This window comes from Massilia luteola (genome assembly GCF_034420155.1).
Taxonomy (GTDB): domain Bacteria; phylum Pseudomonadota; class Gammaproteobacteria; order Burkholderiales; family Burkholderiaceae_D; genus Telluria; species Telluria luteola.
The window spans coordinates 113,124-133,830 of the sequence record NZ_JAXOFN010000019.1; the positions used below are offsets into that span (position 1 = coordinate 113,124).

At 62.8% G+C, this 20,707-nt stretch carries 15 protein-coding genes; 6 read left to right on the forward strand and 9 right to left on the reverse strand.

The genetic code is table 11. The annotated features are described in order from the left end of the window. Positions 1-86 precede the first annotated feature (86 nt). The 5 genes from U9J41_RS19230 to U9J41_RS19250 all read right to left on the reverse strand — a co-directional run bounded on the left by U9J41_RS19230 (position 87) and on the right by U9J41_RS19250 (position 7,034). The gene (locus U9J41_RS19230; protein ID WP_322403773.1) at positions 87-1,313 is read right to left on the reverse strand and encodes a GumC family protein; all 1,227 of its coding nucleotides are present in this window, start codon (positions 1,311-1,313) and stop codon (positions 87-89) included. Between the two features lie 34 nt (positions 1,314-1,347). Continuing rightward, positions 1,348-3,738: an SLBB domain-containing protein gene (locus tag U9J41_RS19235; protein WP_322403774.1), complete on the reverse strand. Its 2,391-nt coding sequence runs from the start codon at positions 3,736-3,738 to the stop codon at positions 1,348-1,350. 393 nt (positions 3,739-4,131) lie between these two features. After that, the gene (locus U9J41_RS19240; RefSeq protein ID WP_322403775.1) at positions 4,132-5,046 is read right to left on the reverse strand and encodes a fumarylacetoacetate hydrolase family protein; all 915 of its coding nucleotides are present in this window, start codon (positions 5,044-5,046) and stop codon (positions 4,132-4,134) included. A gap of 59 nt (positions 5,047-5,105) precedes the next feature. Then, positions 5,106-6,203, reverse strand: coding sequence for a phospholipase A (locus U9J41_RS19245; RefSeq protein WP_322403776.1), 1,098 nt, complete (start codon positions 6,201-6,203; stop codon positions 5,106-5,108). A 114-nt stretch (positions 6,204-6,317) separates the two neighbouring features. Further along, positions 6,318-7,034, reverse strand: a complete 717-nt coding sequence (locus U9J41_RS19250; protein ID WP_322403777.1) for a pseudouridine synthase — start codon at positions 7,032-7,034, stop codon at positions 6,318-6,320. A gap of 167 nt (positions 7,035-7,201) precedes the next feature. On the opposite strand from U9J41_RS19250, the gene U9J41_RS19255 reads away from it, so the two are divergent. Further along, positions 7,202-7,801: a hypothetical protein gene (locus U9J41_RS19255; protein WP_322403778.1), complete on the forward strand. Its 600-nt coding sequence runs from the start codon at positions 7,202-7,204 to the stop codon at positions 7,799-7,801. A 223-nt stretch (positions 7,802-8,024) separates the two neighbouring features. Here U9J41_RS19255 and U9J41_RS19260 read toward each other — a convergent pair whose 3' ends face one another. From U9J41_RS19260 to U9J41_RS19275, 4 genes are all read right to left on the reverse strand, one after another. After that, positions 8,025-9,026: a S49 family peptidase gene (locus U9J41_RS19260; RefSeq protein ID WP_322403779.1), complete on the reverse strand. Its 1,002-nt coding sequence runs from the start codon at positions 9,024-9,026 to the stop codon at positions 8,025-8,027. Between the two features lie 16 nt (positions 9,027-9,042). Beyond that, positions 9,043-9,453 carry a Rieske (2Fe-2S) protein gene (locus U9J41_RS19265; protein WP_322403780.1) on the reverse strand — a complete coding sequence of 137 codons (411 nt, stop codon included), beginning with the start codon at positions 9,451-9,453 and terminating at the stop codon, positions 9,043-9,045. Further along, the gene (locus tag U9J41_RS19270) at positions 9,450-10,109 is read right to left on the reverse strand and encodes an HAD-IIIA family hydrolase (RefSeq protein ID WP_056443673.1); all 660 of its coding nucleotides are present in this window, start codon (positions 10,107-10,109) and stop codon (positions 9,450-9,452) included. The genes U9J41_RS19265 and U9J41_RS19270 overlap by 4 nt, the downstream gene beginning before the upstream one ends. Positions 10,110-10,211: 102 nt before the next feature. After that, positions 10,212-11,234, reverse strand: a complete 1,023-nt coding sequence (locus tag U9J41_RS19275) for an RluA family pseudouridine synthase (protein WP_322403781.1) — start codon at positions 11,232-11,234, stop codon at positions 10,212-10,214. An 887-nt stretch (positions 11,235-12,121) separates the two neighbouring features. On the opposite strand from U9J41_RS19275, the gene U9J41_RS19280 reads away from it, so the two are divergent. From U9J41_RS19280 to moeA, 5 genes are all read left to right on the forward strand, one after another. Then, positions 12,122-15,316 carry an Rne/Rng family ribonuclease gene (locus U9J41_RS19280; protein ID WP_322403782.1) on the forward strand — a complete coding sequence of 1,065 codons (3,195 nt, stop codon included), beginning with the start codon at positions 12,122-12,124 and terminating at the stop codon, positions 15,314-15,316. A 230-nt stretch (positions 15,317-15,546) separates the two neighbouring features. Then, positions 15,547-15,915: a VOC family protein gene (locus tag U9J41_RS19285; RefSeq protein ID WP_322403783.1), complete on the forward strand. Its 369-nt coding sequence runs from the start codon at positions 15,547-15,549 to the stop codon at positions 15,913-15,915. 10 nt (positions 15,916-15,925) lie between these two features. Then, positions 15,926-17,275 (forward strand): chromate efflux transporter, encoded by a 1,350-nt coding sequence (gene chrA, locus U9J41_RS19290; RefSeq protein ID WP_425260743.1) that lies wholly within the window; start codon positions 15,926-15,928, stop codon positions 17,273-17,275. Further along, a complete protein-coding gene (moaA, locus tag U9J41_RS19295; RefSeq protein ID WP_322403785.1) occupies positions 17,268-18,386 on the forward strand; it encodes a GTP 3',8-cyclase MoaA in 1,119 nt (372 codons plus the stop codon). The genes chrA and moaA overlap by 8 nt, the downstream gene beginning before the upstream one ends. Before the next feature lie 4 nt (positions 18,387-18,390). After that, the gene (gene moeA, locus U9J41_RS19300; RefSeq protein WP_322403786.1) at positions 18,391-20,268 is read left to right on the forward strand and encodes a molybdopterin molybdotransferase MoeA; all 1,878 of its coding nucleotides are present in this window, start codon (positions 18,391-18,393) and stop codon (positions 20,266-20,268) included. Positions 20,269-20,707 lie beyond the last annotated feature (439 nt).

Genomic DNA, 20,707 nt, shown 5'->3' on the forward strand with positions numbered 1-20,707 from the left:
AAGGAGTCAGCAGGACGAGGCGTGATTTTCGTCCTGCCCCATTTTTCCAGCAGAAACACTTGAAAATCCCGCACACCAAATTGCAATTAATTTCTGAGCATATTCTTCAGTTCGTCCCACTTGGCCGCGCCTCCTGGCAGTCTAATCAGACTGCGCACGGCTTCGACCCCGAAAATCCAAAGTAAAGTCAAAAATAATCCAGCCATTGCAGAAACGACTGCAATCAATACGCGCTTGGGCGACGCTTTTCGCTCGGGCTCGATAGCGGGATCGAGCACCTGGACCACGACACTCTCTTTCGCCTCGTCCAAACGCGCCACTTCATATTGTTTGGCCAACAATTCGTAAAGCATCTGGTTGTACTTTACGTCACGTAAGAGTTTAATATTTTCCAAACCAACAGATTTTTGAGCAGTAGCTTCATTAATTTCGGGGCGTCCATTTTCGAACTTTGAGAGTTCTGCACGCAAACTAGTGAGCTCCTCCTGGGCACGACGGTATTCCGGGTTGACGCTTGTCACAAATGCATTCATCGAACTCAACTCGATCTGCTTCGCAGAAATTTCCGCCCTCAGCCGGACGATATTTTCCAGCATCGCCCGACTTTCGACATCGACGCTAACCACACCGCGAGTATCTAGTGCTGATTTCAATGCCTGTTCGGCAGCTGCAAGATTGTCTTTAGCCCGCTCCAGTTGACGCTCGTAAAACACGCGGCGCTGGGATGCCTCGGTAACCGCTAAGGTGTTCGTGAGTTTGACTAACTCATCAACATAAGAGTTTGCTATCTTCGCGACCAATGTCTTGTCGTTGTCAGCAACGGTAATTGTGATCAGCCCGTCCTTGCCCGCTGCCACCGCGGTATTTTCCTCGAGTTTACTTCGGATGCGCTCCTGAGAGCTAAAGCCATATACCTTCTTCAAGTCATACTTTGCAATAATCGCATCGGCAACGGTCCTGCTATGAAGCATGCCGATGTATATGTCATTCGGGCTCTTGATGCCGGCACCGCCCGCGACCGCCCCTGCCACGCCACCGAGTTGCGACAACAGCGCGGCTGCACTCGATTGCTGCTGCTGGGGCGGCAGTAATTTCGCGCTAGCCTGATATATATTAGGCAAAGCGAAAGCGATGGCGGCTCCGGCCAATGCACATGCGAATGGAACGCCGAACAGCTTCCTCTTGTGTCTCGCCAGCACAATCAGGCCTTTGACGACACTCAGCTCTGGAGCATCCGTCACTTTGCTGTCGCTCGACGACTCTTTCGATTGATGCTGGACATTCGTCTCAGCACTTTGTTCAGTGATACTCATTCCGCTCTCAAAACAATATTGAATGACGAGGCATTTAATTGCGTAGCGTCTTGACTGCCGCGGCGCCAAGGCCAAAATTAGCCAAGATTTGCGTCCACTCGCGCGCACCTTGCGTAAATTTGCTCCAGGCCGTCTGACGGTCGAATTTTTCAGGCACGACGATGGTGTCCCCCGGCATCACTTCAACACCTCCAATTTTTCCGAAGAACCAACCCTGCGAATCTGTCGACACGACGGTACCGTCGACGCGCAGCACAAATACGTTATCGACGTCAGCGTCGACAGCGATGCCGGACATTTTCAGGTAGTCGCTGACGCGAGTATTCGGTTTCCACAACGGCGAAGCCTCGACATTGACCGCGCCGAACACATGAACGAAGGCCGGCTTCGAAGGCACGACCAAGCGATCGCCATTCTGTAGTGTGACCTGAGGCAGATGGGCAAACGAGCGGTCGTCCGGATTCAGACCGAATGCGATACGACCGGATGGCTGAAGCTTGCGGAAGCGGGCAATGCGCTCTTGAGCAATCTTGCGCTCGGCTTCGAGCTGCGCACCGGCCGCAGCGGCATCTGTCGTACTCATCGCACGTAGATTGGAGGCTTGCGTGGATTCCTCGCTCCGAATCTGCGCTTCGAGACGATCGGCCGCACGCTGCAGATTGCTCAACTGCTCTTTGCGTACCTCTTCACGATAAAACGCGGTACCAAACAGATAAGCATTAGAAGTTGGACCTCCGGCTTTCGCAACCAGGGTTTGCAACGTGTCGCCGGCGGTCATCTGGTATACACCAGGAACTTTAACCTCGCCTTCGACCCGAACGAATACTTGGCGTTTATCCATCGGGACAGCCACATCGTCCTGAGAGAAGATCGTCACCGTGTCGCCGGGCTGCAGTTGCAGGTTGTCGGCGCCGTTAGGATTATTGAACACATTGCCCAGATTAAACGGGATCAACTGGACACTCAGGTCTGAACGATTTACGCGTTCGACGACGGCATAATCCCAGTTGATCTCGTCAATCAACCCGCCAATACGTGCGGCAATGCTACTGGCATTTTCGGTGGTATCTTTCTTGTCGTCCCCGATAGCGACCACATTATTCTGGCGCTTGATCGAATTACGAGTCATCAGGTATTCCCGGTTCGGAATTAGATCGCTGACGCGCATACCTGATTTGAACGGTGCACGAACCGGTTGGTCAACGTTACCTCGGAGTACCACTGCATTAGAGAAGTCCGGCGTGATCGACGTAATATTGAGAACATCGCCATTCTTCAACAAATGTTTCAATCCTTCGCTATTCAACGCAAACTCTTCCACACTGCGCGGACGATTCTTGTTCGAGTCAATACGCTCGAGGAATGCGCGACGCGGATCAGCTACGACAGGCAGGCCACCGGCGAAGTCCAACAGGGACGCGATAGTTTCGCCATTGTTTTTCAATTCATAAACTGCAGGGCTGTTGACCTTGCCCACCAGCGCAACGAAGCCGCCCGCCGGCGGAATATAGATCGTGTCGCCATCCTGCAGTTTGATGTCCGCAGACTTGTCGCCCTTGGCGATGAAGGAGTACAAGTCAAGTTCTGCAGCGACCTTGCCGGCGCGCTTGACTTGGACGTGACGCATGCTGCCGTTCGCGTTCGGACCGCCGCTGGCGAACAGCGCAGTCACGAGCGTCGACAAGCTCGACACAGTGTAGGTGCCCGGTCGACTTGCTTGGCCCACAACATACACGGTAATCGCACGCAGCTGACCAAAGGTAACATTGACGGTGACACCCTTGTACAACCGGCCGACGGCGGCGCGAATGACATTCTCCGCGTCGCCAGCTTTCACGCCGGCGAGCGGCACAATGCCGATGGTTGGAATCGAGATCGTACCGTTGCGGTCGATGGTGGCGCGATAATCGATATCGATCGTGCCCCAGCCGCGAATCATCAGTTCATCGCCCGGCCCGAGAGGGTAGTCGGACGGGACCGGAGCATTGGAGATTGGCGCAAATGTGGACGGCGTATTGGCAAAAAACTCAGAACCGAAAATCGGAAGCAACTTACCGGTGTTGTCAGCAATGAATTTCTGGAATTCGCTCGGCTCTTTGTCCGCGTCGTTTTGCGTCTTCTGCTGCAGGCCTGCGATCTGGCGACGCTGCGCATCGCGGTCGGTGACCGCATTGCCGACACTGTCGGTGAGACCGTTACCGCCACGTCCGCCCGCCCCCAGATCACCGACCTGACCATTGGTGATGCGGGTCTTGCGCGCCGCCCCTGTCAGCCCGGCAGCATCGCCCATATTCGGCGTTGCAGACATCGACGTGGCAGAGAACTCTTGATTGAAGAGATCGGCCTTGTTCGTATCCTGCGCGGAAGCGGCAATGGAAGCGACGGCCAAGGCCACGGCCGCGAAACTCTTGTTGAACTTGAACATGGGACGTTATGAAAAGAGGCGTGAATGCTTGTGGACCAATCCAGCATTTTAACTGAGGGCAACGGAGACTGGGAATTTTTTGTTGCGCTCGCGACCATAAATTGTGCTATGCAATATCGTTACGGAGGCATATCTGCCACAGTAAAGACGCCGAAGTAGAAAAAACGCTGATTAAAGGAAACGACAATTATCTTTTTGTTAGATACCTGGTCTGAAGAGTGCAATCATTGCGTGGTTTTTCGTGATAATTAGAAGAAATCTTTTCATGAGTTCACCTGCCTTTCATCCTGACTTTGCCAAAAAAAGCAATAAAAATATGCCAGTTTCGCATGCGCAGCTACCTGCCGAATTATGTCGCCGCGTAAGAAACGTGCCCGACCAGACAGGCGCCGCTCACGGCTCAAACCTCACAACCTTCTGTTCGATCGCGCCGAGCACCGACCGGCCCTTCTCGTCCAGCATCTCGATCCGGACCGTGTCCCCAAAGCGCATGAACTGAGTCACAGCTTCCCCGTGCTCGCCGACTTCCCGGCTGCGTTGCGCCGCAATGGATCCGTACCCGCGCGACGCGTCGCGGTCAGACACGATGCCCGATCCAACGATGCTGCCGGCCCGCACGTTGCGCGTCCGTGCCAGATGCGCGATCAACTGCGCAAAATCGAATGCCATGTCTGCCCCGGCATCGGGCTGGCCGACCAGGTGTCCATTCCAGGTCGTACGCAGCGGCAGGTGGACCTTGGCGTCGCGCCAGGCGTCACCCAACTCGTCCGGCGTCACGGCGACGGGCGAAAAACCGGTCGCCGGCCGGGATTGCGGCAATTCCAGTTTGCGCAGCCACACTTCGTTGACCAGCATCACCAGGCAGATCTGCCGATGGGCGTCGTCGGGCGTGGCCCCCATGGCCACATCGGCTGTCACCACCGCCACGCCGGCGCTGAAATCGATGCCCCATTCGTCGTGGGCCACGACGATATCGCCCATCGGGGCAAGCAGATCGTCGCTGGCGCACTGGGCCATTCGCGGCGCCTCGTCGACGTGATCGCCATCAGCCGCACCGACGGCCAGCTGGCTGGCGCGCGGCAACGGCGCCATGCAGCGGCCGGGCTCGAAATCGAAGGGACGGCGGGCACGGTTTGCATTCAGATCCGCATACAGCGTAGCCAGTTGCGGCGCGATGAAGTTCCAGTCGTCCAGCGCCGCCTGCAGCGTGGGCGCGATGCCGTCCGCGATGTGGGCGGTCTTGAGGTCGCGCGCGACGACGGCCAGCTGGCCGTCGCGCGTGCCGTCGTTGAGTGTGGCGAGTTTCATGGCGGGAACGCTCGGGATCGGGGCGCTATTGTAGTGCAGCGCGGGGATCCTGTCCCGATTCAGAATGTACCGAGCAGGCCGAGCCCTAACATGTTCTGGTAATAGTTGTAGTCGATCAGGCTTTGCCCGTAACCCGAGAACAGGTGAGCGTACCCCTTGATGTGTCCCGCCAGCGGAAACGCCCAGCTGAGCTGGACGGCGCCGCGGTCGGTCGAGAAATTGCGCCGCAACAGGGCCGAGTAATCGTTGCCATTGCTGCGATAGGTGACGACCACGTCGCCGCGTCCCAGGTAATCGACGATGTCGCGGTTGTCGTCGTTGGCGGCCGCTTCGTTGATGCGTTTCCACACGCGCCCGACCACGGTCCACCCCGCCCGCTCGAGCCCAACCTGCGCATAGGCCCGGTTCCAACTGCGCGACAACGTCGACGCCTGACCGTTCGATTGGTGCACCAGACCGAGATTAAGAAAGCGCGCGTTCATTCCCAATACACTGAAATGCAGTGGAGTGACGGCCATCAGCTCGGGTTGATAGTTCGTCTCGCGGAAGGGGCTGGACGCCTCGTGATTGCCGGCTTGCCAAAAGCTGTTCTGGGTATAGCCGAACCACAGATCGACGGGCTTGTCGAGGGCGTTTTCGACCAGCTTCATCTTGAAACCCAGCTGGAACACGAGTTCCGAATGCGCGAGGTTGCTCGTCAGGACGTCGAGTCGGCGGAACGGTCGGTAGGGCTCGTTGTTGGGATGCGCAGTGCGGGTCAGCATCAGGTAATTGACCTGATGCTGACGGAAATTGAAGACGCCACGCTTGTGTTTCTGGTCAAGTTCCCAATGATCGACCAGGCTGAAATCCCGCATCGTTTCGGGTGATGCGTCAACTGCGGCGGGCACCGGTGGCGCATCGGCGGCGCTTGGCGCAGCAATGGCCGAGGCGGACGCTGGGGCAGGCCTGACTGCCGCAGGCATGAGGATAGGAATATTCGACGCAGGCCCCGGGATCCGAGCCGCCAAATGGTCATAGCAGGCCAGGCGCTGCCCGGCATCGGCAATGCGTGCACATCCGGCCAGACCCGGATCGGCCTGCTGGGCGATTGCTGGATTAAACGCAAGAAAAAGAACCAGGGGCAGGAAGCGGAGATTTGTTGCGAGCATCGTCATCGTTGATATTAAACTGATCCAAGTCAATAAAATATTGACAAGATTCGAATGACGAGTGTCTCGGAAATCTCCTATGCATGTCGCACGACAGCGCACTGTCGTGTGTTTTTGATATCAGCCCGGCACCAGCAGCGCCAACTGCGCCTGTTCCAGATAACACCACTCGCCTTCGTGCAAACCAAGCGCCTCGAGCGTCAAGCCACCGACCTGCGAACGATGCAAGGCAGCGCAATGGTTGCCGGCCGCTGCCAGCATGCGCTTGACCTGATGATATTTCCCCTGCTCTAGCACAATCTCCAGCTGATGATCGCCCCGCTGTACGCACGACTGGGCGGCCAGCGGCGCGGGCTCGTCGTGCAATTGCACTCCTGACAATAGCTGATCGACAAGCGCCTGGGTAACAGGTTCCTGGGTCGTGGCCTGGTAAACCTTGGGAATATGGCGCTTCGGTGAGGACTGCGCATGAATGAACGGACCGTCATCGGACATCAGCAAGAGGCCTGTCGTGTCGTGGTCGAGCCGGCCGACGGGCTGGACGTCGCGCCACGTGAACTGTTCCGGCAGCAAGGTCAGGACGCCGGGATGGTGGCTGGGCTTGCGCGAACACTCGAAATTAGACGGTTTGTACAAGGCAATATAGACGTGCTCGCGATACGTCCACTCCTCGTCGAAGACGGTCAGCACGAGGCCATCCGTGTCCACGAGGGTCTTGTAGTTGTCGTGGACGTCGCCGTTGATCAGGACGTCGCCGTCTTCGATCAAGGCCCGGCAATACTTGCGCGTACCAAAGCCTTGCGATTGGAGAACGCGGTCGAGGGATAGTTTACTCATGGGGCGAGACTGTAGCAGAAGGATTGCAAGCGTCAAAGTTCAGCAATCTCGGTGTTTCGACTCCAAGCAAGAACTCGTTTGACACATCTCAAGAATTGACTGTGCCCCGTTGATACACTGAAACCTGATTAGGAATCGACCTACAGTTACTGAGTGTAGGACTAAGGGTGGGCCGCACCATCTGGCACATCAGATCGAAAACCCCCAACCACGAGGCAAAAGTGCAGATCGAAAAAAAGCAGAACCACAGCACCCCGTCTTCGTTTGCAGCCAAAAGCAGCGGAACGAAGGTGGCCCAGGAATACGCCGCAACTTTCCCAACCCGGCTTGCGCTGGCGCGCTGGACGCGCGGTGGCGACATCCCGCATGTACATTGTTTCGAACACCAGTTACCGATGCGCGCCGCTTGGTATGAGCAGGCACAACGCCACTTCCAGGCGTGGCTCGAGGCCGGCGGCTTTCATGAGCCCGAGCCGGGTTGTCTTGATAGCGTTATCGCCGACACCCCGCAAGACGTCGACAAGGCCACCCTGCTCAGCAAGGAGTTCGTCGTGCATGGCGGTCCGCGGTCGGCCTCGCGGCCATCGGGCACATCGTCCGGCGACTTTCCATCCACCTCACCCGCTCGGCATGCCGCACCGGATGCGAACGGCCCGGCCCTCGAAGGCGACGACACCCCTCACCGTCAGGATACGCCCGGCATGACGCCGCCTTCGCGTCCTGGCTTGCAATCGTTTTCAGCTGGATCCGACGACACCCAAAAATGAAAACGACGGCGTATGCCGTCGTTTCCTTCCCGATTGGGACTCCAGCTTGAGGAATTGAATTCTCTCGAAACCGCACGGATGCGGGTCTGAAGCGGTTCCGACAACGTCAGGAACAGTGTGGTTTCCGTGTCGTTTGCGCCGAAACAGCTACACACCAACTATAGACTACCACCCGTAAGTTTCAAGCCAAATATTGAGACTGAGCTTAGTTCGACGCTCGTGCTCAGCGCAAGCTGGGCACGGGCCCCCGGTAGATCGAGTGCACCGCACCGGCGCCCACCGACGCTCCAAATTTCTTCAGCACCCGTTCCGGCAAGCCTTCGTGTGCCGTGTAATCGATGATGTCTTCCGCCTTCACGACGTCGCGCGCGACCGTGTCCACGGTACCGAAACCATCCGCCAGACCCATCTCGACCGCCTTTGCGCCGGTCCAGTAGAGACCGGAAAAGATTTCTGGCGTCTCCTTGAGGCGCTTGCCGCGGCCGGCACGCACAACGGCAATGAATTGCTCGTGGATTTCGTTGAGCATCTCGAGCGCATGCTGCTTCTGCTTGTCGGACTGCGGGCTGAACGGATCGAGGAAACCCTTGTTCTCGCCGGCCGTCAACAGGCGGCGTTCAATGCCGAGCTTGTCCATCAGGCCGGTGAAGCCAAAGCCATCCATCAGGACGCCGACGGATCCGACGATGCTGGCCTTGTTGACGTAGATCTTGTCGGCTGCGGCTGCGATGTAATAGCCGCCCGACGCGCAGATCTCGTCCACGACCACATATAAAGGCTTGTTCGGATAGCCCTTCTTGAGACGCAGGATTTCATCGACGATGATGCCGGCCTGCACGGGGCTGCCGCCCGGGCTGTTGATGCGCAGGACGACCGCCGCCGAACCCGGATCGGAAAACGCCTTGTTCAGTGCCGGGATCACGGTATCGGCCGCGCCGCTGCCCTCGTCGTCGATGGCGCCGTCGATCTCGATCAGTGCCGTGTGGCGACCCAGCGCATCGATGTCCGAGCTGCCGAAGTTGAAATCGAAATAGGCCCAGATCGCGAAAAATGCCAGCAAAAGAAAGGACAGTTTGAAGAAGATGCCCCAGCGGCGTGCGGCGCGCTGTTCGCGCACGGTGGCGAACACGAGCCGTTCCAGGGTCTCGCGTTCCCAATTGTTGAAAATCGCCGGAGTCGCCGTTCGGTTGTCGTTCGGATTGTCGTTCCTGGTGTTGTCGCTCATAAATACCTGGTGATGGTTACTCCGTGTGGCTGTCGGTCACGCCGTTGACCTGCCCTGGCGCCGGTTCGCGGATGTGCTGGTCCGGATGCCAGTAGATGCGGTCATCGGCCTCGCGCACGACGATCGGTCGCAGCTTGCCACCGCGGCAAGGCCCACCCGCGCAAGCGCCGCTTTCGGGTGCGTAGATGGCACCGTGCGTCGAGCACATGAGATAAAGCTTGCTCGACTCGAAAAACTCGCCCTTGGACCAGTCGAGTTCGATGGGTACATGGGCGCAGCGGTTCAGGTAAGCGTAGATCTTGCCCCGAAAGCGCACGACGAAACCCGTCGCGTCCTCGCCAAATGCGCGCACCGGAAAACGGATGCCCTTGCCGCCTTCCTCGACGGTGGCCGATTCGCAAATAAAGACGTCTTCGGTATCGCTCATGCGTTCTCGACCAGCCACTGATGCAGCTCGGGCACGTTCTTTGCCGTAAAGACGGGATGACATGCCTGCAATTGCTGGACCGGATGGGCGCCGTATTCGACGGCAATGCCGGAGGCGCCGGCATTGTTTGCCATAAGCAAGTCATGCGTCGTGTCGCCGATCATAACGGTACGCCGCATGTCCTGGCCGAGTTCCCTTGTCAATTCTTGCAACATTGCAGGGTGCGGTTTGGAAAATGTCTCGTCCGCGCAACGGGTCGCATCGAACACGGAAAGGAGGCCCGCCGCGTTCAGGGCGCGGTTCAAGCCGACCCGGCTTTTGCCCGTCGCGACCGCCAGGAAATAGCCCTCCTGGGACAGTTCGTCGAGCATCGTCCGCACACCCTTGAACAGGACCAGCTCATGGTCCTTCGTCAGGAAGTGGTAGCGATAGCGCTCGATCATGCGCGGGTGCATGGCCGGATCGATGTCCGGCATGACGGCTTGCATGGCTTCGCCCAGGCCGAGGCCGATCACATGCGAGGCCGCGGCGTCGCTCGGTACCGCCAGGCCCAGGTCCTTGGCGGCGGACTGTATACATTTGACGATGGTGGCGGTGCTGTCCATCAGCGTTCCGTCCCAGTCGAAGACAATCAGATCGAATTGCTTTCTTGCCATGTCTTGCGGCGCTCGTGGCGCCGGCTCCTCATTCCCGCCTGCAAGAACCCAAGCCCGCCGGCAGGATCTGCCGCTGGCGGGACCGGGTTCCCGGTTGGCGCGTTATCGATTGGTGGTGCGTGCTTTGACTTCTTGCGCTGGCCCCAAGCTTACCAAGAAACGGTCGCATTCCGCCGGCAACGGGGCCTTCAAGGTCATCGGCTTGCCCGTGTCCGGATGCTGGAACGTAATCTGGTACGCATGCAGGAACATCCTGCGCAATGCGCCGCGCGCGTCGGTTGCCTTCTGAAGCTGCTTGTTGAGTGCAAAATCGCCGTATTTCTCGTCGCCGAGGATCGGAAAGCCGGAAGACGCCAGGTGCACGCGGATCTGGTGCGTGCGCCCCGTCTTGAGCTCCGCCTCGAGCAGCGCGTAGTCCGGCCACTTGCGCAGCAAATTGAACACGGTGTGCGATTCCTGGCCGCCGGCCTGCACGACGACGCGGCGCTCGCCGTCCGGCGTCGTGTATTTATGCAGCGGCAGCTTGACGTGCTGGCGCGGATTACGCCAGTCGCCCGCGACCATGGTCAGGTAGCGCTTGTCGGTTTTGCCATCGCGCATTTGCTCGTGCAAGCTAGTCAACGCGGAACGCTTTTTTGCGAGCAAAAGCAGTCCGGACGTCTCACGGTCCAGGCGGTGCACCAGTTCCAGGAATTTCGCATCCGGCCGGGATGCGCGCAATTGTTCGATGACCCCGTACGACACGCCCGAGCCGCCGTGCACGGCCACGCCGGTCGGCTTGTCGATCACGAGCAGGTGGGTGTCTTCGTGCACGATGTGGAACTCGGCCCCGGGCACGGGGGCGGCGCCAAGAGGCTTCTCGGCCATGCGCACGGGCGGAATGCGGACGATGTCGCCCGTCGCCAGGCGGTACAACTGGTCGATGCGACCTTTGTTCACGCGCACTTCGCCGGAGCGAAGGATGCGGTAAATGTGGCTTTTCGGGACACCCTTGCAGACGCGCAGCAGATAATTATCGATGCGCTGACCTGCTTCTTCCTCGGTAATTGTGACAAACTGGGCGGTGGCAGCGGGGCGGCTATCTGTCTGTGATGAAGGGGGAACAACATCGTTTTGCAAGGTCATTCGCTTTGTCTTCCCAGAAATTCTCTCTAAGTCCTTCATTTTGAATATATAATCGACAGGCGGCGGTCAAACCTCTGCTGGTGTAAGAATTAAAACGATATTTTACACAGGGGCGTCTCCATCGGCCCCGCCAAAATGCAAATTCGATGGAAAAAAACGGAATCCCAAAAAATCGTCGCAAGCGGCAGCGGTCGCGGCATCGCAGCGACAATGCGAACGCGCAGCGGGTTTGGCGGGATTTCTAGACGTGTACGCACATTCCTGTGCGAACCTGGGTTGCACCGCAGTTGCAACCGGGTAGCCGCGCAGGATGCAGGATTGGATTGTTTGGAATTGTAAGGATAAGTACCGGCAAGCCGGCCCCAGGGTCGGCTCGCCGGGTGATGGTGTCGATAACGCTTGCCGTTTCGCCCGACCCGAAGTTAGAACCTCGAAACCGTCGTGAGCGGTAGCAGTGTTGTTGGAGACAGTGATCCGGGAAGGTCATGCGGGTGCGCAGTACGCATCGCAATCTTCAAGGTCCGGATCGCGCACCCCGGCAGCATCGCATTGCCCGGCTGTTCCTGGGTTCCACAGGCAGCAAGCCCGGCTTGGGATCAAGGCTGATATTCGCCTGATTCGCAACCGGGTATGCATGCCGACTGAAAGTCTGGCAGCGTCGCACCGCTTGCCTGCCCCTGCGCCGCCCCGATCGGGCCGCCCGGGCCGAGCAAGACGTTCGTGCGCGCGGCAATTACGTTCGACGCCACTGCGCCCTGTGGCCGGCAATGCCGTGCCACACCCCGGGCATACCACCGCCAACACTCCCTTCCCGCGTACATCCCTGTACTTTCGCCGCTCTTTACAAGACGGCATGAAACGGCCCACGGGTCGCGGAGTTTATAAAAATGAAACGTATGTTGTTTAACGCTACGCAGCAAGAAGAGCTGCGCGTAGCGATTGTCGACGGCCAGAAACTGATCGACATCGATATCGAGACCGCCGGTCGCGAACAGCGGAAATCGAATATCTACAAAGGCGTCATCACCCGCATCGAACCCTCCCTCGAAGCCTGCTTCGTCAGCTACGGCGAAGAACGCCACGGCTTCCTCCCCTTCAAAGAAGTTGCCCGCACCTATTTCCGCGACGGCGTCGACGTCCGTAACTGCACCATCAAGGAAGCGCTGCGCGAAGGCCAGGAAATCATGGTCCAGGTCGAAAAGGAAGAGCGCGGCAACAAGGGCGCGGCCCTGACCTCGTTCATTTCGCTGGCCGGCCGCTACCTGGTCCTGATGCCGAACAATCCGCGCGGCGGCGGCGTGTCGCGCCGCGTCGAGGGCGAAGAGCGCCAGGAACTGCGCGAGACGATGGACAAGCTGGACCTGCCGCAGGGCATGTCCGTCATCGCCCGCACGGCCGGCATCGGCCGCAATGTGGAAGAACTCCAGTGGGACCTGAACTACCTGATGCAGCTGTGGCGCGCGATCGAAGGCGCGGGCAAGTCGGCGCCGGGTCCGTTCCTGATCTATCAAGAGTCCTCGCTGGTCATCCGCGCCATCCGCGACTATTTCCAGCCTGACATCGGCGAAGTCCTGATCGACACCGACGAGATCTTCGACCAGGCCCAGCAGTTCATGAGCCACGTGATGCCCGACATGGCGCACCGCGTGAAGCGCTACACGGACGACGTGCCGCTGTTCTCCCGTTTCCAGATCGAACACCAGATCGAGACCGCGTACTCGCGTACCGTCCCGCTGCCGTCGGGCGGCGCGATCGTGATCGACCACACGGAAGCCCTCGTTTCCATCGACGTCAACTCGGCACGCGCCACGCGCGGCTCGGACATCGAGACCACGGCATTCAACACCAATTGCGAAGCGGCCGACGAAGTGGCCCGCCAGCTGCGCCTGCGCGACCTGGGCGGCCTGATCGTCATCGACTTCATCGACATGGAAGTCGCCAAGAACCAGCGCGAAGTGGAACAGCGCCTGAAGGATGCCCTGCACCATGACCGTGCACGCGTCCAGATGGGCAAGATCTCGCGCTTCGGCCTGATGGAACTGTCGCGCCAGCGCCTGCGTCCGTCGCTGTCGGAAGGTTCGCACGTGACGTGCCCGCGCTGCTCCGGCACCGGCCACATCCGCGATACCGAATCCTCGGCCCTGCAGGTCCTGCGCATCATCCAGGAAGAGGCGATGAAGGAGAACTCGGCCGCGATCCACGTCCAGGTCCCGGTCGACGTCGCCGCCTTCCTGCTGAACGAAAAGCGCGGCGAAGTGCTCAAGATCGAGACGCGCCACCGCATCACGGTCATCCTGGTCCCGAACAAGCACCTGGAAACCCCGCACTACAAGCTCGAGCGCATCAAGCACGACGATCCGCGCCTGGACGACGACGCCGCGAGCTACACGATGGCCGAATCGGCCGACACGGACATGGCCTTCGCCAAGCGCCAGAAGGAAGAAGCCAAGCCGCGCCAGGAAGCCGTCGTCAAGACCATCACCCCGGCCCAGCCGGCACCGCTGGTCGAGCGCCAGCCGGCCAAGCCCGTCGAGGCGCCGGCGCCCGCCCCTGCCCTGGCCGCCGCGGTTCCGGTCGCACCGGCCGCGGACGACGGTTTCTTTGCCAAACTGCGCAATTTCTTCTTCGGCCGTCCGGCCCAGATCGCACCGCCGCCCGCCCCGGCAGCCCCGGCCAAGCCCGCTGAAGCGGCCCCGGCCGCCGGCGAACGCGGCGACCGCAATGGCCGCGGCCAACGCGCCCGTGGCGGCCGCAACGGCACCGGCACCGGTAAAAACCGTGCCGAGCGTGAAGACCGCGAGCTGAAATCCGCCGGTGCCGAGGACGGCCCCAAGCCGGTCGAGGCCGACGGCAAGCCGGCACGTCCGCCGCGCCCGCCGCGTCAACCGCGCGAAGCCCGCGAACCGCGCGAACAGGCCGCCGCCACGGCGGACGGCCAGCCGCAAGCCCCGCGCGCCGAGCGTGCGGAACGTGGCGAACGTCCGGAGCGCGGCGAGCGTCCGGAACGCGCGCCGCGCCAGCCGCGCCCGCCGCGCGAGGGTGGTGAGCGTGCCGAGCGCGCCCCGGTCGCCGAGGCGAAGAGCGAAGAGCTGAACGCGGCCCAGGCCGTGGCGGCCCAGGCGGCCATCACGCTGGCCGGCGAGCCGGAGATCCCCGAAGCACTGAAGCCGGTGACGACCGCTCCGGTCGCGACCAGTGCGGTGGCGACCACCCCGGCGGCGACCGGCGCGGTAACGACCGCCGGGCCTGACAACGAGGAACTCGAGACCGACGCACAAGGCGACGAACCGCGCCGCCGGCGTCGTCGCGGCGGCCGCAACCGTAACCGCCGCGACCGCGACCAGATCGAGGGCGCCGAACAGGACGCCATCGAGGGCGAGGCCGCGCCGGCCTTCACGCCGGTGGCCGACGAGGAAGCCGCCAAGGTCCAGGCCGAAGCCAAGGCTGCGAAGACCGCCAAGCCGGCCAAGGCCGTCGCACTGGGTCCGTGGCCGTTCCCGACCTCGGAATCGGTCAAGGCCGCGGCCGTGAAGGCGGCTGCCGAGCACACTGCGGCCGAGCAGGCCGACGCTGCCCGTGTCCATGCCGAGAAGGCGAGGGTCGAGCAGGCAGCCGCCGCGGCGGCAGCTGCCGAAGCGGCGCCGGTCGAGACGACCGTGCACGCCGAACCCGCCGTCGAAGCCAGCGCGGCCGTCCAGACGCCGTGGCCGTTCCCGACCACCGAGTCGGTCACCGCCGCCGTCGTGCGCAAGGCCGAGCTCGATTCCGCCGCGCAGCCGACCGAGGAGCCGGTTGCGGCAACCACGCCGGCACCCGCTCCGGCTCCGGCACCCGCTCCGGTCGAGACCGTGCAACCCGCCGTTGCGCCAGCCCCGGTCGCTGCGACGCCGGCCCCGGCGGCCGACCTCAACGAGCTGCTGGAACAAGCCGGCCTGACGCTGGCCTCGACGGATCCCGAAAAGCTGCGCGCCGCCCAGGAAGCGGCCGCGCAGGCGGAGCCGCAGGCACGTCCGCGCCGCACGCGCAAATCGGCCCCGCCGCCGGTCAACGAGCCGCTGATCCAGGTCGATACGCGTCAATAAGCAGCGCGACACGGCCTTGACGTAAAAAAGGAAGCTTCGGCTTCCTTTTTTTTTGCTAAGATCACGACGTCGAAAAAGGCAGGATCGGTTTTGGTAAGCCCGATCCCTTCGCGCCAGCTTTGCCGCGAAGCTCTGTTCCGTGCGTACGCGCATGAGTACCCGCGACGAACCGTCCGGCGCCCTTGCGCCCAACGGGTTCGTTCGCTCGGGCCCATTCATCGGAGCATGTCATGCAACTCAACCATCTCGACCTTCCCGTCCCCGACGTCGCGGCCACCGCCGCCTTCTTCACGACGCATTTCGGCTTCCGCCTGTGCGAAACGCGCGGCAACAACGGCTTCGCCCTGCTGCAAGGCAGCGGCGGGTTTGCGCTCGTCCTCACGCGGCGCCGCGCCGAGGGCGTCCAGGATTTCCCGGACACATTCCACGTCGGCTTCCTCCTCGAGTCCGAGGCGGCCGTCCACGCCGCCCACGCGCGGCTGCAGGCGGCGGGCGTGTCCGGCCTGCCGCCCGTCTCGTTCCAGCGCGGCGCAACGCTGTTCTATGTGCAGGCGCCGGGCGGCATCCTCGTCGAAGTGAGCCATCGCTCACCCGTTTGATGCGTGTAAGATGGGCAACCCGATCAACGCTTGCCCATCCACCTTGTCCGACCTTCCCTTCCGCACCGCCCTCCGCTTTTGGCTCAAACTGGGATTCATCAGCTTCGGCGGCCCGGCCGGGCAGATCGCCATGATGCATGCCGAACTGGTCGAGCGCCGGCGCTGGATTTCCGAGCGGCGTTTCCTGCACGCGCTGAACTACTGCATGGTGCTGCCGGGGCCGGAAGCGACGCAACTCGCGATCTACATCGGCTGGCTGCTGCACCGCGTGCCGGGCGGGATCGCGGCCGGGGTGCTGTTCGTCCTGCCGTCGCTGCTGGTGCTGATCGCGCTGTCGTGGATCTACATGGCGTGGGGCCACCTGCCCGCCATCGCCGGCATCATGGACGGCATCAAGCCGGCCGTCGTCGCCATCGTGCTGGCGGCGGCCTGGCGCATCGGCAGCCGCACGCTGCGCAACGGATTGCTGATCGGCGTCGCGCTGGCCGCCTTCATCGCCATCGATGTCCTCGGCGTGCCGTTTCCGCTGATCGTGCTGGGCGCGGCGGCGGTCGGGCTGGCCGGCGGACGCGTGTGGCCCGCGCTGTTCGACCTGGGCAGCGGGCACGCGGCCGCGCCGGACGGCACCCCGCACCCGCCGGCGCTGATCGACGACACGACCCCGACGCCCGCCCACGCACGCTTCAGCTGGCGCCGCCTCGCGACGATCGGCGCGGCCGGCTGCGCCATCGGCCTCGCCGGCTGGAGCGCGCTGGCGCTCGTCTTCGGTTCCGACGGCGAACTGCCGCGCATGGGTGCCTTCTTCGGCCGGATGGCCCTGATGACGTTCGGCGGCGCCTACGCGGTGCTGCCGTATGTCGTGCAGCATGCCGTCGAGCAGTATCACTGGCTCGACGCCGGCCAGATGATCGACGGCCTCGCGCTGGGCGAAACGACGCCCGGCCCCTTGATCATGATCGTCGCCTTCGTCGGCTTCGTCGGCGGCTGGAGCCATGCGCTGTTCGGTCCGGGCGCGCGCTTCCTGGCCGGTGCGGCGGCGGCCGCCGTGGTGACGTTCTTCACGTTCCTGCCGTCGTTCGTGTTCATCCTGGCGGGCGGGCCCCTCGTCGAGTCCACGCGCGGGGACGTGCGGCTGACGGCGCCGCTCACCGCGATCTCGGCGGCCGTCGTCGGCGTCATCGCGAGCCTCGCCGTTTTCTTCGGCGCCCACGTCTTCATCGCGCACGGCGCGCCGCGCTGGGACGCGATCGCCATCGGCGCGGCCGCCGCGGTGGCGTTATTGCGCTACAGAACGGGCACCATCAAGACCATCCTGGCCTGCGCCCTGGCCGGCCTTCTGCTATCTTATTGGCATGGCTGAAAAAATCATCATGATGGCCGATGCGCGCGCGCCCGCGCTGGCCGTCCCCGACACGCTGGAGACACCGAACGGCCTGCTCGCCGACGCCCTCGGGCGTCCCCTGCACGACCTGCGCATCTCGGTCACCGACCGCTGCAATTTCCGCTGCGTGTACTGCATGCCGAAGGAAGTCTTCGACAAGGACTACGCGTACCTGCCCCACGCCGCCCTGCTGAACTTCGAGGAAATCGCGCGGGTGGCGCGGCTGTTCGTCGCCCACGGTGTCGAAAAGATCCGCCTGACGGGCGGCGAACCGCTGCTGCGCAAGAACCTGGAGCGCCTGGTCGAACAGCTGCGCGCGATCGAGACGCCGTCCGGCCGCCCGCTCGACCTGACGTTGACGACGAACGGCTCGCTGCTGGCGCGCAAGGCGCAGACGCTGAAGGATGCGGGCCTGGACCGCGTGACGGTCTCGCTCGACGCCATCGACGACGCCATATTCAAGCGCATGAACGACGTCGACTTCGCCGTGTCCGACGTCCTGGACGGCATCGCCGCCGCCCATGCCGCCGGCCTTGGCCCCATCAAGGTCAACATGGTCGTCAAGGGCGGCATGAACGACGGCCAGATCCTGCCGATGGCGCGCCACTTCAAGGGCACGCCTGCGATCCTGCGCTTCATCGAGTACATGGACGTGGGCGGATCGAACGGCTGGAACATGGCGGAAGTCGTCCCGTCGAGTGAAGTCGTGCGCCGCATCGCGGCCGAGATGCCGCTCGAACCCGTCGGCGCCAACTACGCCGGCGAGACGGCGGCGCGCTGGCGCTACGTGGACGGCGGCGGCGAAGTCGGCATGATCTCCAGCGTGACGCAGGCCTTCTGCCATGACTGCTCGCGCATCCGCCTGTCGACCGAGGGCAAGCTGTACACCTGCCTGTTCGCCACCCGCGGCCACGACCTGCGCGAGCTGCTGCGCGGCGGCCGCACGGACCTGGAGATGCAGACCGCCATCGCCCGGCTCTGGCGCGCGCGCGACGACCGCTATTCCGAGACCCGCACCGTCAACACGGCGGGCCTGTCCCCGCGGGCGGAGAGCGCACAAAAAATCGAAATGTCCTACATCGGCGGATAACAATATGAGCAAGGAATCCATCAGCGGCCTGATTCTCGCCGGCGGCCGCGGCACGCGCATGGGCCACGTCGACAAGGGCCTGCAGCCTTTCGGCGGCACGACGATGGCCGCGCACGTGCTGGCGCGCCTCGCGCCCCAGGTCGCGACCATCGCCATCAACGCCAACCGCAACCAGGACGCGTACGCCGCCTACGGCGTGCCCGTCTGGCCGGACGACACGCCCGACTACGCCGGCCCGCTGGCCGGCCTGCAGGCCGGGCTGCGCCGCTGCGCGACGACTTACCTGCTCACTGCGCCGTGCGATTCGCCGTTCCTGCCCGCCGACCTGGCCGCACGCCTGGAGGACGGCCTGCGCGCGAATGACGCCGACCTCGCCGTCGCCGTCACCGAGGAGGACGGCCGGCGCCAGGTCCATCCCGTGTTCTGCCTGCTCAAGGCGAGCCTGGAGCCGGTGCTGTCGGCCTACCTGGACGGCGGCGGGCGGCGCATGGACGGCTGGTACCCGCAGATCAAGGTGGCGCAAGTGCTGTTCGACGATGCCGACGCCTTCCGCAACATCAACACGCTGGACGAACTGCGCCAGCTGGACATCGTGCCCGCCGCCGCCGCCCCGCGCCTGGCCGACGTCGTCAGCTGCCTGTCCGCCTACGATCCGGACGCCCTGCCCGTGCGCGACGCCCAGCGCATCATCCGCGAATTCGTCGCGCCCGTGCGCGCGACCGAGATGGTGGCGCTGCGTGCCGCGCTGGGCCGCGTGCTGGCGGCCGACATCACCTCCCCGATCGACGTGCCCTCGCACGACAACTCGGCGATGGACGGCTTTGCGTTGCGCGGCGCCGACCTGCCCGCCGGCGCGCCCGCGCGCCTGCGCGTGATCGGCACCGCCTACGCGGGCCGCGCGTTCGCCGGCAGTCCGCAGCCGGGCGAATGCGTGCGCATCATGACGGGCGCCGTGATGCCGGCCGGCTGCGACAGCGTCGTCCCGCAGGAATTCGTCACGGTCGACGGCGACACGATGACGATCGCCGCCGGCACCATCCGCACGGGCGACAACCGCCGCCTGGCCGGCGAAGACCTCAAGGCCGGCAGCGCGGCCCTGCGCCGCGGCAAGATCGTGCGCCCGGCCGACCTCGGGCTGCTCGCGTCGCTGGGCGTGGCCGAAGTGCCCGTGCAGCGCCGGCTGCGCGTGGCGTTCTTCTCGACCGGCGACGAACTGCGCTCGATCGGCCAGCCGCTCGACGCAGGCTGCGTCTACGACAGCAACCGCTACACGATCTACGGCATGCTGCAGCGCCTGGGCTGCGACGTGATCGACATGGGCGTGGTGCGCGACGATCCGCAGGCGCTGGAACAGACGCTGCGCGACGCCTGCGAGAACGCCGACGCCATCATCACGTCGGGCGGCGTGTCGGTGGGCGCGGCCGACTACACGAAGCAGATCATGGCGCGGCTGGGCGACGTCACGTTCTGGAAGATCGGCATGCGCCCTGGTCGCCCGCTGGCCTTCGGCCGCATTGCATCGAACGGCCGCAGCGCCTTTCTGTTCGGCCTGCCGGGCAATCCGGTGGCGGTGATGGTCTCGTTCTACTTCTTCGCCCGCGACGCGCTGCTGCAGATGATGGGCGCCGAAGCGCCGCTCGAACTGATGCGCGCACGCTCGGCCGGCACGATCCGCAAGAAGCCGGGCCGCACGGAATACCAGCGCGGCCTGCTCGCGCGCGGCGCCGACGGCCAGCCGACGGTCAGCATCACGGGTGCGCAGGGGTCGGGCATTTTGCGGTCGATGTCGGAGGCGAATTGCATGGTGGTGCTGCATGATGAGCAAGGCACCGTGCAGGCGGGCGACATGGTGGACGTGCTGCTGTTCGACGGCCTGATTTAACGTTCGCTTCGCCTCGTTGGGTGGGCACCCCGCGCCCACGCGTGACGTTTGCGTCGTGCCGACGTTCGCATCATGCCGACGTTCGCGTGGGCTCGGGGAGCCCACCCTACATTATTCAAAATTGCCCCGCTCCGGATTTACCCCTGCCCGGTCAACCGGATGCTCCCGTCACGCACATACTTTAACGTTCGCTTCGCCTCGTAGGGTGGGCACCCCGTGCCCACGCGTGACGTTCGCGTCATGCCGACGTTCGCGTGGGCTCGGGGAGCCCACCCTTGTATCTTGATAGAGTTGATGGTTAGCTACCATCAACTGAGGTGAAGACCAGCTTGTGCCCACCCTTAAGGCATCGACCTTCGAGTGTAGATTAAGCCCTTCACCTCTCCCACCCCATTGCTGAACACTGGACGGTATCCGAGGGCGCTGACCCTGCATGTAC